The sequence below is a fragment of the Pseudomonas sp. P5_B2 genome (assembly GCF_056400445.1).
The window spans coordinates 22,571-36,843 of sequence record NZ_JBFULH010000014.1 but is presented as its reverse complement, the minus strand read 5'-3'; the positions used below and the strand labels follow the sequence as shown (position 1 = coordinate 36,843).

The 14,273-nt window shown below is 57.9% G+C and carries 14 protein-coding genes; 13 read left to right on the top strand and 1 reads right to left on the bottom strand.

The window, feature by feature from the left end; translation table 11 throughout:
* A partial coding sequence (locus AC1DRJ_RS03385) for a LysR family transcriptional regulator (protein WP_477800828.1) occupies nucleotides 1–528 on the bottom strand: 528 nt, incomplete at its 3' end.
* A 505-nt stretch (nucleotides 529–1,033) separates the two neighbouring features.
* Here AC1DRJ_RS03385 and AC1DRJ_RS03380 point away from each other — a divergent pair.
* The 13 genes from AC1DRJ_RS03380 to AC1DRJ_RS03320 all read left to right on the top strand — a co-directional run bounded on the left by AC1DRJ_RS03380 (nucleotide 1,034) and on the right by AC1DRJ_RS03320 (nucleotide 14,265).
* The gene (locus AC1DRJ_RS03380; protein WP_477800827.1) at nucleotides 1,034–2,410 is read left to right on the top strand and encodes an MFS family transporter; all 1,377 of its coding nucleotides are present in this window, start codon (nucleotides 1,034–1,036) and stop codon (nucleotides 2,408–2,410) included.
* Nucleotides 2,411–2,678: 268 nt separating this feature from the next.
* Nucleotides 2,679–3,218 (top strand): thiamine pyrophosphate-binding protein, encoded by a 540-nt coding sequence (locus tag AC1DRJ_RS03375; protein WP_477800826.1) that lies wholly within the window; start codon nucleotides 2,679–2,681, stop codon nucleotides 3,216–3,218.
* On the top strand, nucleotides 3,206–3,802 hold the full coding sequence (locus AC1DRJ_RS03370) for a thiamine pyrophosphate-dependent enzyme (protein ID WP_477800825.1): 597 nt from the start codon (nucleotides 3,206–3,208) through the stop codon (nucleotides 3,800–3,802). The genes AC1DRJ_RS03375 and AC1DRJ_RS03370 overlap by 13 nt, the downstream gene beginning before the upstream one ends.
* A gap of 66 nt (nucleotides 3,803–3,868) precedes the next feature.
* Nucleotides 3,869–5,032: an acyl-CoA dehydrogenase family protein gene (locus tag AC1DRJ_RS03365; protein ID WP_477800824.1), complete on the top strand. Its 1,164-nt coding sequence runs from the start codon at nucleotides 3,869–3,871 to the stop codon at nucleotides 5,030–5,032.
* Between the two features lie 74 nt (nucleotides 5,033–5,106).
* Entirely contained in the window at nucleotides 5,107–6,309 is a 1,203-nt protein-coding gene (locus AC1DRJ_RS03360) for a CaiB/BaiF CoA transferase family protein (RefSeq protein ID WP_477800823.1), read from the top strand.
* Between the two features lie 62 nt (nucleotides 6,310–6,371).
* Entirely contained in the window at nucleotides 6,372–7,136 is a 765-nt protein-coding gene (locus AC1DRJ_RS03355; protein WP_477800822.1) for an electron transfer flavoprotein subunit beta/FixA family protein, read from the top strand.
* A 16-nt stretch (nucleotides 7,137–7,152) separates the two neighbouring features.
* The gene (locus AC1DRJ_RS03350; RefSeq protein ID WP_477800821.1) at nucleotides 7,153–8,082 is read left to right on the top strand and encodes an electron transfer flavoprotein subunit alpha/FixB family protein; all 930 of its coding nucleotides are present in this window, start codon (nucleotides 7,153–7,155) and stop codon (nucleotides 8,080–8,082) included.
* 25 nt (nucleotides 8,083–8,107) lie between these two features.
* Nucleotides 8,108–8,953, top strand: coding sequence for an HTD2 family dehydratase (locus AC1DRJ_RS03345; protein ID WP_477800820.1), 846 nt, complete (start codon nucleotides 8,108–8,110; stop codon nucleotides 8,951–8,953).
* Entirely contained in the window at nucleotides 8,950–9,765 is an 816-nt protein-coding gene (locus tag AC1DRJ_RS03340) for an HpcH/HpaI aldolase/citrate lyase family protein (protein ID WP_477800819.1), read from the top strand. Before AC1DRJ_RS03345 ends, AC1DRJ_RS03340 begins: the two co-directional genes overlap by 4 nt.
* A 132-nt stretch (nucleotides 9,766–9,897) precedes the next feature.
* Complete coding sequence (locus tag AC1DRJ_RS03335) at nucleotides 9,898–11,070, top strand: acetyltransferase domain-containing protein (RefSeq protein ID WP_477800818.1); 1,173 nt, start codon at nucleotides 9,898–9,900, stop codon at nucleotides 11,068–11,070.
* Nucleotides 11,071–11,319: 249 nt separating this feature from the next.
* The gene (locus AC1DRJ_RS03330) at nucleotides 11,320–11,910 is read left to right on the top strand and encodes an amino acid synthesis family protein (protein ID WP_201112043.1); all 591 of its coding nucleotides are present in this window, start codon (nucleotides 11,320–11,322) and stop codon (nucleotides 11,908–11,910) included.
* A 43-nt stretch (nucleotides 11,911–11,953) separates the two neighbouring features.
* Nucleotides 11,954–12,787, top strand: a complete 834-nt coding sequence (locus AC1DRJ_RS03325; protein ID WP_477800817.1) for an alpha/beta fold hydrolase — start codon at nucleotides 11,954–11,956, stop codon at nucleotides 12,785–12,787.
* Entirely contained in the window at nucleotides 12,784–14,265 is a 1,482-nt protein-coding gene (locus tag AC1DRJ_RS03320) for an aldehyde dehydrogenase (protein ID WP_477800816.1), read from the top strand. The genes AC1DRJ_RS03325 and AC1DRJ_RS03320 overlap by 4 nt, the downstream gene beginning before the upstream one ends.
* Nucleotides 14,266–14,273: the final 8 nt, after the last annotated feature.

The following is a 14,273-nucleotide window of genomic DNA, read 5'->3' as shown; positions in this document are numbered from 1 at the left end:
GCGCAGGTTGGCGCTGGCGGGGCCGACCAGCAGCAGGTTTTCCATCATCACCGGCACGATGCGCAGCGTGTGCAAGGGTTGGGGGTCGTATGAAATCGCCAGTTCCAATTCGCCACGCTGAACCCAATCCAGCAGGTAACCGCTAAACGCAGAGGAGAACCTGATAGCGAGATTCGGATGCGCGTCCTTGATTTTGCGCACCAGCGGGACAGTGACAATTTCCGCTACCGTCGGTGTCGTACCAATCACCACTGTGCCGCGAAAAGAAGACTTCCCGCCCACGACCGAACTTCGAATGGACTCCATCTCTTCCATGATTCGGGTGGCATGTGCCAAGACTTCACGGCCGGCATCGGTAATCTCCATGCCTCGACCATGGCGATCAAACAGGTAGGTCCCGAGCTCTTTTTCCAACAAACGAATTTGCCTGCTCAGTGCCGGTTGCGCGATGTGAAGCCGGTCGGAGGCCTTGCTGAGACTGCCAAGCTCGGCCACATGAATCAKGGTTTTGAGTTGAACGACATCCATTACCTGGCCAGTCAAAGTCGGGCTCGGCGCGAAATGCGTCGAAAGTGCTGTCAGTGTAAACGCATCAGCGCCCCTTTAAATGCCGCAGAGGTGGCGTCACATGAGGCGTTGCGACTTACGAGCGGCTGTATAGCCCGGCCTGCCGGGGCTGCGAGACAAGCTATAAAATTTCGGTATATCAGTTAGGCCTGGCTGACGGCTTATTACTCTGGTCACTCTGCGGTAGCGTGCAATCAACGTCGACGCCAAAGAGCGCTCGATTGACTACAAGAATAAGATTCGAGGGCTTGCGCCATGATTGAATACATTTTTCGTTACCTGACCGACCGGCCTTACACCGTCAGTGAACAGCTGACCCCTCATCTACATCCCCCCTCTTCATGTGCCTTGGTCATCGCAGGGTCACCGCAACTGCGTTAAGCACATCAACCCATCGAGTTAGCCACGTCGGACACGCATAAGCGTGCGCCTCGTATCGTCTCGCCTTGAAGCAAGGGTGAACACAATGTCTGCATCAACCAACGACTCAACACTCCACACCGAAAAGTCCGATCAGATAAAAAGTCCGAATCGCGTCAGGGCCATCATGGGTGCCTGCTCGGGCAACCTGGTGGAGTGGTACGACTTTTTCATTTATGCCTATACCGCCATCTACTTTGCGGCTTCGTTTTTCCCCAAAGGCGATACGACCAGCCAGCTACTGGCAACCGCCGGTGTCTTCGCCGTGGGGTTTTTCATGCGCCCTCTGGGCGGTTGGATATTTGGCTGGATTGCTGATACTCGCGGCCGGAAGGTGTCGATGATTATCTCGGTGTTCATGATGTGCGCCGGCTCCCTGCTGATTGCCGTCATGCCAACCTATGAAACCATCGGTGTAGCTGCGCCGGTTTTGCTTGTCGTCGCCAGACTGATTCAGGGCCTGTCCGTAGGCGCAGAGTACGGAACAGGTGCCACCTACATCAGTGAAATCGCGACACCTGGTCGTCGCTGTTTCTATGGATCGTTCCAGTACTTCACCATCATTGCGGGGCAACTCCTTGCCCTGATGACCGTGGTCATTCTTCAACAAACGCTGACCGGTGAGGAACTGCGCGAATGGGGCTGGAGAATTCCGTTCTTCATTGGTGCCCTGAGTTCTATCGTCGTGGTGTATTTGCGGCGTGCGATGCATGAAACCGCCACCAAGAAAGACATGAACCGCAAAGATGCCGGCTCGTTGCGCGGCATGTTCAAACACAAACGCGCAGTGGCACTGGTGGTAGCCTTTACCATTGGCGGTTCGCTTTACTTCTACACCTTCACCACCTACATGCAGAAATTCCTGGTGATTTCTGCGGGATTCACCCCGGAAACCGTGAGCTTCATCATGACGGCCGCCCTGGTCGGCTTCATGTTCTGCCAGCCAATCTTTGGTCTGCTCGCCGACCGTATCGGGATCAAGGCGCACATGCTGATGTTTTCCGGGTTGGCAATGCTGCTGGTGATCCCCCTGCTCTATTCCCTGCAATCGGTCAGCAGTCCATTTACAGCGTTCCTGCTGGTTTTTGGCGGCCTGGCTATCGCGTCGCTGTACACTCCGATTGCCGGGATCGTCAAAGCCGAACTGTTCCCGCCAGCGGTACGTGCTTTGGGGGTGGGCTTTCCTTATGCCGTCGGCAACGCGGCGTTCGGCGGCACCGCCGAATACGTCGCCTTGTCGCTTCGATCGCRGAGTATCGAGGAGTATTTCTTCTTCTACGTCGCGGCCGTAGTCACCATCACTTTCATCGCAGCGATGCTGATGCCAAATCTGTCCCGCTATGGATACATCAGCGGCTCGGGTGAGATCGAAGAACGCACCGGACTGAGGGGCTGCGTCAAATCCCAGGCTGCCAGGATCTGAGGTACTGACTTTTACTCTGCTTCTTTTACAAGGGCCCATGATGATCCATGGGCCTTTTCACGTTTCCGGGTCGCGGAAACGATGCTTCATCCGTTAATCATCCCCTTGCCATAAAGCGTGGCTATCGATGTTGCCCGGTAAGCCGCGCGCATCCCGACCAGCTATACAAAATGGGCATATCTCAAAGACAAAAACGGTAGTCGTACTTCGGTTCCAGCACTCCCAGAATGTGTGAAAACACAAAAGCAGCACTGCTTGGGAGATGGGTATGTCAACAGAAGCTGAACAAACCGTGGGGCAGGATTGGCAGGAGGACGTGTTCCGCGTGCTCAAGGCCCACAACGTCAAACACGTGGTCTTCGTACCGGATGCGGGCCATTCGGCGGCCATCCGTATGTCCTATGCAGATCCGGACATCAAGGCCGTCGTCCTCACCACTGAAGAAGAAGGCATCGGCTACCTGGCTGGCGCCTGGCTTGGCGGCGAGCGCGGCGCACTGCTGATGCAATCCAGCGGCGTCGGGAACTGCATCAACACGCTGGCTCTTCAAGTCTGCGCCGGCTTCCCGCTACTGATGGTCGTCACCATGCGCGGCGACTGGGCTGAATTCAATGCGTGGCAGAACCCTATGGGCCAGGCCACCGAAGCCTCTCTGAATCTGATGAAGGTCATGACCTGGCGCGCGGACGTGCCGGAAGACGTCGCGCCTCTTCTGCACGGTGCCGCGACCATGGCATTCAACGGAGATTCCGCCACTGCCCTGCTGCTCGGTCAGCGCCTGATTGGAGAAAAGAAATGGGTCAAGTAAGCGCAAACCACACCCTGTGCCGTCGTGAAGTGGTCAAAGCCCTCCTGGCCGACCGCAAGGACGTGCTGGTCGTGACCGGGCTGGGCTCGGCGTCTTATGACGTCATGGCCGCCGGTGACAATGATCTTAATTACTACCTCTGGGCCGCCATGGGCAGYGCCATCACCGTCGGGCTGGGCTTGGCCAACGCACAGCCGGACAAGTCCGTCGTCGTGGTCACCGGCGACGGCGAGCTGCTCATGGGCTTCGGTGCACTGGCCACGGTCGCCCTGCAAAAGCCGGCCAACCTGACCATTGCCGTACTGGATAACGGTCACTTTGGCGAAACCGGCATGCAAGTCAGCCACGCTGGTTTCGGCATTTCGCTCGACCAAGTCGCGAAAACCTGCGGCTTCAGCTGGACCGATGAAATCCGTGACATGGAAGGCGTGCACGACCTGCGAGAGCGCTTCGCAACGCGCGATGGCGTCAAGCTCGCGACGATCAAAATCAAAGCGGAAAACCCGCCACGCGTGCTGCCACCGCGTGATGGTCAATACGTCAAGAATCGCTTTCGTGCTGCGCTGGGATTCAACCCGATCTGACCCTTCCATGCCCGTACCCGGTCACGCACGGCAGCTGTCATGCGTGACGCGTTGAGGAGAATAATAATGACTGACCGCAACTCTGAAGAACTCAATGCCATCCGCGAGGGCGTACGCGCTCTTTGCGCTGAATTCGATGCGGCTTACTGGCGCAAAGTCGACGAAGAAAAAGGCTTTCCGGAAACCTTCGTCAAGGCGCTGACCGACGCTGGTTGGCTGGCCGCGATGATTCCAGTCGAATATGGCGGCTCCGGCCTGGGATTGGCCGAGGCCTCGGTCATCCTCGAAGAAGTGAATCGCTGCGGTGGCAACTCCGGCACCGTTCACGGGCAGATGTACAACATGTTCACCCTGTTGCGTAACGGCAGCGAGGCGCAGAAAAGCTATTACCTGCCGAAACTGGCCAGCGGCGAATTACGCCTGCAATCGATGGCAGTGACCGAGCCTACCACCGGCACCGACACCACAAAGATCAAGACCACAGCGGTCAAACGCGGCGACAAATACKTCATTAACGGGCAGAAGGTCTGGATCTCGCGCGTCCAGCATTCGGATCTGATGATCCTTCTGGCGCGTACGACTCCTTTGGCTGAAGTGCAGAAAAAATCCGAAGGCATGTCGATCTTCCTCGTGGACCTGCGTGAGGCCATAGGTAACGGCCTGACCGTGCAACCTATCGCCAACATGGTCAACCACGAAACCAACGAGTTGTTCTTCGATAATCTGCAAATTCCTGCTGAGAGCCTGATCGGCGAGGAAGGCAAAGGCTTCAGGTACATCCTCGACGGACTGAACGCCGAGCGCACACTGATCGCAGCCGAATGCATTGGCGACGGTCGCTGGTTTATCGAAAAAGCCAGCGCCTATGCCCGTGATCGCGTCGTGTTCGGTCGCCCTATCGGGCAGAACCAGGGCGTTCAGTTTCCCATCGCTGAAGCGCACGTAGAAATCGAAGCGGCTGACCTGATGCGCTGGCGTGCGTGCGAAGAATACGACAGCGGTATCAACGCCGGGGCCAGCGCCAATATGGCCAAGTACCTGGCGGCGAAAGCCTCTTGGGAAGCCGCCAATGCCTGCTTGCAAACCCACGGCGGTTTTGGTTTTGCCTGCGAGTACGACGTCGAGCGCAAATTCCGCGAAACCCGCCTGTATCAGGTTGCCCCCATCTCCACCAACTTGATCCTGTCCTACGTTGCCGAACACCTGCTCGAACTGCCGCGCTCCTTTTAAAGGAACAGCGTAAAGCCCAGTGCGTCGGCCCAGGCAGACGCGACTGGGGAGCCATGACAAGAGAGATAATAATCATGAGCCAACCCAAAGGCGTCCGTCCGCTCGATGGCATTACTGTCGTCAGCCTTGAACATGCGATTGCAGCGCCCTTCTGCACCCGACAACTGGCCGACCTCGGCGCGCGCGTGATCAAGGTCGAACGCCCCGGCACAGGCGATTTCGCCCGAGGCTACGACCAACGCGTCAACGGCCTCGCTTCGCACTTTGTCTGGACCAATCGCTCGAAAGAAAGCCTGACGCTCGACCTGAAACAAGATTCAGCCACTGAGGTGCTGGACAGTTTGCTGGCCACTGCCGATGTCCTGGTACAGAACCTGGCACCGGGTGCAGCCGCACGGATGGGACTTTCATTTGCGGCTTTGCATCAGCGGTTTCCGCGCCTGATCGTTTGTGACATTTCAGGCTACGGCGCAGGCGGCCCGTATGAAAAGAAAAAAGCCTATGACTTGTTGATCCAGAGCGAAGGCGGATTCCTGTCGGTCACCGGCGGACCGGGTGAGGAAGAAATGGCCAAGGCCGGTTGCTCGATTGCCGACATCGCCGCTGGCATGTACGCCTACACCGGAATTCTGTCTGCCTTGCTGTTGCGAGGACGCACTGGCGAAGGCAGCCACCTCGATGTGTCGATGCTGGAAAGCCTGGTCGAGTGGATGAACTACCCGATGTACTACGCCTACGAAGGCGCTGCACCGCCCCCTCGCGCCGGCGCAGCGCACGCCACGATCTATCCCTATGGCCCCTTCCCCATCGGTGACGGCACCACCGTGATGCTGGGGTTGCAAAACGAGCGGGAGTGGCAGTTGTTTTGCGACAAGGTACTGCTTACTCCTGAACTGGCGAAAGACGAACGTTTCTCTGCCAACTTCAAGCGCGTCGAAAACCGTCAAGCGCTGCGGGCACTCATCGTTGAATCGTTCTCCACACTCAATTTCGATGCGGTGTTTGATCGGTTGGAGCATGCGCAAATTGCCAACGCCCGGGTCAACGACATGCAAGGTGTTTGGGACCATCCGCAACTTCAGGCACGTGATCGCTGGCGGGAAGTCGAAACCTCTGCCGGCACGGTTCCTAGCTTGATACCTCCTGGCAGCAACAGCGCATTCGAGCCACGTATGGATGCCGTACCGGGTCTCGGCCAGCACACAGAACAGGTGCTCAGGGAGCTGGGGCTGGGTACGGATCGTATTGAACAAATGCGCGCAGCCGGGGCAATTTAGCCTTGATCTGAAAACAAAAAGCTTGCCTGCAACGATCAAAGTTTTTGAGAGAACACTGCCCAATGAAGATCCTGGTAGCTGTGAAACGAGTAGTCGACTACAACGTSAARGTTCGCGTCAARGCRGACAATTCCGGCGTCGACCTCRCYAACGTCAAGATGTCGATGAACCCGTTCTGCGARATYGCMGTGGAAGAAGCCGTACGCCTGAAAGAGCTTTCTATAAAGGAAGGGGGCGTTGCGACTGAAATCRTCGTCGTCTCCGTYGGYCCGTCYACCGCKCAAGAGCAACTGCGCACCGCGCTGGCTCTGGGTGCCGACCGCGCCATCCTCGTCGAATCCGCCGAAGACCTGACTTCGCTGGCCGTTGCCAAACTGTTGAAAGCTGTTGTCGACAAGGAACAGCCTCAGCTGGTGATCCTTGGCAAACAAGCGATCGACAGCGACAACAACCAGACTGGCCAGATGCTCGCTGCATTGAGCGGCTACGGTCAGGGCACGTTCGCGTCCAAAGTTGAAGTCAGCGGCGACAGCGTTGCCGTGACTCGCGAAGTCGACGGCGGCGCGCAGACAGTTTCCCTGAAACTGCCGGCCATCGTCACCACCGACCTGCGTTTGAACGAGCCGCGTTAYGCGTCCCTGCCAAAYATCATGAAAGCCAAGAAGAAGCCTCTCGAAGTGCTGACTCCGGACGCTTTGGGCGTTTCCACCGCCTCCACCAACAAGACCSTGAAAGTCGAAGCGCCTGCTGCACGCAGCGCGGGTATCAAGGTCAAGTCGGTGGCTGAACTGGTCGAGAAACTGAAAAACGAAGCGAAGGTGCTTTGAGTTAAGGAGCGGAATCATGACTATCTTGGTAATCGCTGAACACGACAGCAAAGTAGTGGCTCCGGCCACACTGAACACCGTTGCKGCTGCCGCCAAAATCGGTGGCGACATCCACGTTCTGGTTGCTGGTCTGGGCGTTGGCGCCGTGGCTGAAGCCGCWGCGAAAATCGCTGGCGTSAMYAAAGTGCTGGTGGCCGACAACGCTGCCTACGCTCATCAGCTGCCGGAAAACGTAGCGCCTCTGGTTGCCGARTTGGGCAAGGGTTACAGCCACATCCTGGCTGCCGCTACTTCCAACGGTAAAAACATCCTGCCGCGCGTTGCCGCKCAGCTGGACGTTGACCAGATCTCCGAGATCATCTCGGTSGAAAGCGCTGACACCTTCAAGCGTCCGATCTACGCCGGTAACGCYATYGCTACCGTGCARTCGAACGCTGCMGTGAAAGTCATCACCGTGCGTGCTACCGGTTTCGACCCGGTTGCCGCAGAAGGTGGTTCGGCTGCTGTGGAAGCCGTTGCCGCTGCTCATGACGCGGGCACTTCGAGCTTCGTTGGCGAAGAACTGGCCAAGTCCGATCGTCCGGAACTGACCGCTGCCAAGATCGTCGTTTCCGGCGGTCGCGGCATGCAGAACGGCGACAACTTCAAACACCTGTACGCCTTGGCYGACAAGCTGGGCGCTGCYGTCGGTGCTTCCCGCGCCGCGGTCGAYGCAGGTTTTGTACCCAACGACATGCAGGTCGGTCAGACCGGCAAGATCGTTGCKCCACAGCTGTACATCGCGGTCGGTATTTCCGGCGCGATYCAGCACCTGGCCGGCATGAAAGACTCCAAAGTGATCGTTGCGATCAACAAGGACGAAGAAGCGCCGATCTTCCAGGTGGCCGATTACGGCCTGGTCGCGGATCTTTTTGAAGCGATTCCAGAAATGGCCGCCTTGGCCTGATCACTGACCGATGGGAGAAAATAATATGAACAGCAGTTCCGATTTTTCCGCCTGGATTGGACGACGCCAGGAAAGCCAGGACCGAATCAGTTTCACGCTGGTCAGACGCATTGCCGCGACATTGGGCGAGCTTGCCCCTCAACCCGGTGAAGCGCTGCCGCCCCTGTGGCACTGGGCATTTTTTCAGGAGCCGGTGGGCGCCGGCGAACTGGGCCCCGATGGACATCCAGCGCTGGGGGGCTTTTTGCCGCCGGCCCATAACCGCAATCGCATGTGGGCAGGCAGTCGCATCGAGTTTTACCAGCCGTTAAACGTAGAGGCAGAAGTGACCTGTGTATCGACCATTCTCAACGTCGAGGAGAAGCACGGCCGCACGGGTTCATTGCTGTTCGTCACGGTGCGCCATGAGTTTTACCAAGACGGCAAACGCGCCCTGCAAGATGAGCAGGACATTGTTTACCGTGAACCTGTCCCGCCCAAACTGAACGGTACCGAAACGCTACCTGAAGGCCAGTGGCAGGAAAGGATCGAGCCTTCCCCAACCCTGCTGTTCCGCTATTCCGCAGTCACTTTCAATGGTCATCGTATTCACTATGACTGGCCGTATGTGACAGAGACCGAAGGTTATCCGGGGCTGGTGGTGCATGGTCCATTGATCGCCACGTTGAACTTGCGTGCCTTTACCAAAACGCATCCGACGGCGCGCCTGGAGCGCTTCACCTTCCGTGGAGTACGACCGCTTATTTCGCCTCAACCTTTCGAGGTGGGCGGCCGAGTGATCGAAAACGGCAAGGCGCAGGTCTGGGCCGGGAATCAGGACGGCACAGCGCAGATCGGAGAGATTGAATTCAGCAATGGAGCAACGCCATGAACCAATCAATTGTTCGCTCCGCCCTGTTTGTGCCGGCCACTCGACCAGAGCGCATCCCAAAAGCTATCGCCACTGGCGCAGACCGGGTCATCGTTGACCTGGAGGATGCCGTGCAAGAAAACCTCAAGGAGCAGGCCAGGGACAATCTTGACGTTTTCCTGAGCGAAACCCCGGATGCACGGATTCTGGTCCGTGTGAATGCCCCGGATCACTGGGCACATGTGGCGGATCTGGAACTATGCCGACGCCACGCCGGAGTGATTGGAATTCTGTTACCCAAAGCAGAAAGTGCGGCGCAGGTAACTACTGCTGCAGGTACCAAAAAACCGATCTGGCCAATCATCGAGAGCGCCAAGGGCTTGGTTGCAATTAACGAGATTGCCGGCGCTCAAGGTGTTGAACGCTTGTCGTTCGGTAGTCTCGATCTGGGCCTAGACCTGAACCTGACGACAGGCAGCCCTGCCGCTGAAGAAATACTTGGCCATGCTCGCTACGCCGTTTTGCTCGCGACTCGAATTGCCGGGCTCGCTCCGGCCCTGGACGGAGTATTTCCGTCGATCCAGGACACCACCGGGCTGCTAAGCGCGGTGCAATTTGCACGCGACATGGGCTTTGGTGGCGCGCTGTGTATCCATCCAATGCAGGTTGCAATCATTCATCAAGCGTTCAAACCCAGCCTGGAAGAATTGCAGTGGGCACAACGCATTATCGAAGCCGCCCGTTCAGGTGAAGGTGTTTTCGTTCTGGATGGGCAAATGGTCGATGCACCGGTCATTGGACGCGCGCAATCGATTATGGCTCGCTCGACCTGAGACAACGCGGACGCAGAGAACCCTGCCTACTGGAAAGCATGACGGTCAGGATGTGGCGATATGTTATGTTATATCGATTGATGATCTGTCGATGTTCTGACAGCTATTTCCACTCCCTGCCTGCGGCTCTCGATGACGAACTCTACTCATATCGCCTCCACTCCGAGCGTAAATAAACGCCTGCTATCCATAGATGCCCTTCGGGGACTAGTGATCATTTTCATGCTACTGGATCACGTCCGCGAAACGTTCCTTCTGCACCGCCAGGTTGTCGACCCTATGGCCATCGACACCACCGAACCTGCATTATTTTTCAGCCGAACGCTCGCCCATTTATGTGCGCCAGTGTTCGTTCTTCTGACTGGATTGTCCGCCTATTTGTACGGCGAAAAGCACCAAGGCAAGAGCGATGTGGCGGCCTTCCTGTTCAAACGAGGCCTATTCCTGGTCCTGCTGKAGTTCACTTTGGTGAATTTCGCCTGGACGTTTCAGTTCCCGCCCAGTGTGATTTACATGCAGGTCATCTGGGCCATTGGCGTCAGCATGATTTCCCTTGCCGTACTGGTCTGGCTACCTCGGCCAATCCTGTTTGTTCTGAGCCTGGTCATCATCGCCGGGCACAACCTGCTCGATTCGCTGCACTTTCCGGTTGATTCAGCGATGCACGTGCCCTGGGCAATTCTGCATGATCGCGGCTGGATCGAATTCTCTGACAACTTGCGCCTTCGCAGTTCTTATCCTGTGCTGCCATGGATCGGCGTGATAGCCCTGGGTTACTGCATCGGCCCTTGGTTCTCCCCCTCTGCCTCTATCGCCACGCGTCAGCGATACCTGTTACTGGCAGGGGCCGGCGCGTTAGTCAGTTTCGTCGCGCTGCGCCTTGTTAATGGTTATGGCGAGGCTCATTGGGTGGCCTATGGCAGCACTACACAAACCCTCATGAGTTTTTTCAACATCACCAAATACCCGCCTTCCCTGCTCTTCCTTTCTTTGACGCTAGGTGTTGGGCTACTACTGCTTCTGGGCTTTGAGCGGGCCCAGCAACGCAAGTGGATCAGCACATTGGCGGTATTTGGCGCGGCGCCGATGTTCTTCTACTTGCTCCACCTTTACGTACTGAAAGTGCTGTATCTGGTCGGCGTGGCGTTGTTCGGTTTGAATCAAGGCAGCTATTTCGGTTTCGACAGCGTTTGGGCGGTGTGGCTGACGGCGGTGCTCTTGGCTTCGGCGCTATATTTACCCGTGCGTTGGTTCGCCACATTGAAGGCACGTCGGCGCGATATCGGCTGGCTCAAATATTTTTGATTCATCCCCACCCAGAATGGACGTAACACTGCTTCTGGGTCATTTCATTCTCTGGCGCCTGGTTTGAACGAATCAGGCCGCCAGCCCCACGCATCCAATTGGCTCAACCTGCGGTATCTACCGCCGACGCAGCCCTTCCCCCTCATTTCATCACCTTCCGACCAGAAACTCATTTCAGGGTCTTGCGCATCCGGTATTATGGTATACCATCATACGCACAGACACTTTTAACCTGATACGGAGCAGCTCATGAGTTTCGAAATCCGCAAGATCGTCAGCTATGTCGAAGAAACCTTTATCGAAGGCGGCAAGGCCACCGATACGCCAGTGACCATGGTCGGTCTGGCTGTGGTGATGAAGAACCCGTGGCTGGGTCGCGGCTTCGTCGAAGACCTCAAGCCGGAAATCCGCGCCAACTGCTCTGACCTCGGTGCACTGATGGTTGAGCGCCTGGTCGGGATCATCGGCGGTGCCGAGAAGATCGAGGCTTACGGCAAGGCAGCCGTCGTCGGTGCCGATGGTGAAATCGAACACGCTTCCGCCGTCATTCACACCCTGCGCTTCGGTAACCATTACCGCGAAGCGGTTAAAGCCAAGAGCTATCTGAGTTTTACCAACAAGCGCGGTGGCCCGGGTACCTCGATCCAGATTCCGATGATGCACAAGGATGACGAAGGCCTGCGTTCGCACTACATCACCCTGGAAATGCAGATCGAAGACGCTCCGCGTGCCGACGAAATCGTCGTGGTCCTGGGTTGCGCCGACGGCGGCCGTCTGCACCCACGCATCGGCAACCGCTACATCGACCTCGAAGAACTGGCGGCCGAAAAAGCCCAGTAATAAAGGTCGGTTACTACAACAAAAAGGTATGCAGGAGCGCTCCATGATTCGGCTCACCGCTGAACGCACCCCGGCTGGAACCAGTTACCTGGCGACCGGCCAAGGCCAGCCCGTGGTCTTGATCCACGGCGTGGGCCTGAATAAAGAAATGTGGGGCGGCCAGATCGTTGGCCTGGCCACGAAGTACCGTGTCATTGCCTACGACATGCTGGGCCATGGCGCCAGTCCTCGTCCGGAAAACGGAACCCCACTGCTTGGCTATGCCGACCAGTTGCTGGAACTGCTTGATCACCTGCAATTGCCTAACGCAGCAGTGATCGGCTTTTCCATGGGTGGGCTGGTGGCGCGGGCTTTTGCCCTGCATTACCCGCAACGTATGCAAAGTCTGGTGGTGCTCAACAGCGTATTCAATCGCAGCCCTGAACAACGGGCCGGTGTCATCGCCCGAACCAGTCAGGCCGCCGAACACGGGCCGGACGCCAACGCTGAGGCGGCGCTGTCACGCTGGTTCAGTCGTGAATACCAGGCAGCCAATCCTGCGCAGATCGCTGCGATCCGCCAGACACTGGCGGGCAATGATCCTCAGGGTTACCTGACCACCTATGAATTGTTTGCAACCCAAGACATGTATCGCGCAGAGGATCTGGCCAGCATCCAGGTGCCGACATTGATTGCAACCGGCGAGCTGGATCCGGGATCGACTCCCGAAATGGCTGAGCAATTGGCCCAGCGCATTCCTGGCGCGACCGTTGCCGTACTCGCCGAACAGCGGCATATGATGCCCGTAGAATCGCCGCGCCTGGTCAACCAGCTGTTGCTGGAGTTTCTCGACACCGCGCACTCCCGACAAAACCATATAAAGGGGATCGTTGCATGACACTCGCACGCTTCCAGATGTGCATCGGCGGTGAATGGGTCGATGCCCTGTCCGGCAAGACCTTCGAAAGCCTGAACCCGGCCCTGGCACAAGCTTGGGCTGAATTGCCTGATGCTGACGAAGCTGACGTCGAGCGGGCCGTACAGGCTGCGCAGACTGCCTTCGAGAGTCCGGCCTGGCGAGGTCTGACTGCCACCGCACGCGGCAAACTGCTTCGCCGCCTGGGCGATCTGATCGCCGAAAACAAGGAACAACTGGCGCAGCTGGAAAGCCGCGACAACGGCAAGCTGATTCGCGAGACTCGCGGCCAGGTCGGCTATCTGCCGGAATTTTTCCACTACACCGCAGGCCTGGCTGACAAACTGGAAGGCGGCACGTTGCCGCTGGATAAGCCGGACCTGTTTGCCTACACCGTGCACGAGGCCATGGGCGTGGTCGCCGCGATCATTCCGTGGAACAGCCCGCTGTACCTGACCGCGATCAAACTGGCCCCGGCCCTCGCGGCAGGCAACACCATTGTGATCAAGCCGTCGGAGCACGCCTCGGCAACCATTCTTGAACTGGCGCGCCTGGCGTTGGAAGCGGGGATTCCACCCGGCGTGGTCAACGTTGTCACCGGTTACGGACCGAGCACCGGCGCCGCCCTGACCCGCCATCCGCTGGTACGCAAAATCGCCTTCACCGGTGGTGCGGCTACCGCACGGCATGTCGTGCGCAGCAGCGCCGAAAACTTCGCCAAGCTGTCGCTGGAACTGGGTGGCAAATCGCCGAACATTATTTTCGCCGATGCAGACCTCGACAGCGCGATCAACGGCGCGATTGCCGGGATCTATGCCGCGTCCGGGCAGAGCTGCGTATCCGGTTCGCGTCTGTTGGTGCAGGACGAAATCTACGATGAATTCGTCGGCCGCTTGGTGGAGCGCGCCCAGCGCATCCGCATCGGCAACCCACAGGAAGACAGCAGCGAAATGGGCCCGATGGCCACCGCGCAGCAACTGGCGGTGGTTGAAGGCCTGGTCGCTGATGCCATTGCCGAAGGCGCGAAACTGCGCCTGGGCGGCAAGCGTCCGGCCAATCTCGGTGACGGTTGGTTCTACGAGCCGACGCTGTTCGAGTGCGATAGCAACTCGATGAAGATCATGCAGGAAGAAGTGTTCGGCCCGGTGGCGTCGGTCATTCGTTTCAAGGACGAAGCCGAAGCCCTGGCGATCGCCAACGACTCGCAGTTCGGCCTCGCCGCCGGCATCTGGACCCGCGACCTGGGCCGTGCCCATCGCCTGGCCCGGGACGTGCGTTCGGGGATCATTTGGGTCAACACCTACCGCGCAGTGTCGGCCATGGCGCCGATCGGCGGTTTCAAAAACAGCGGCTATGGACGCGAAAGCGGCATCGATTCGGTGCTGGCCTACACCGAGCTGAAAACGGTATGGATCAACCTTTCCCAGGCACCGATGCCTGATCCGTTCGTGATGCGTTAGGAGTCCTG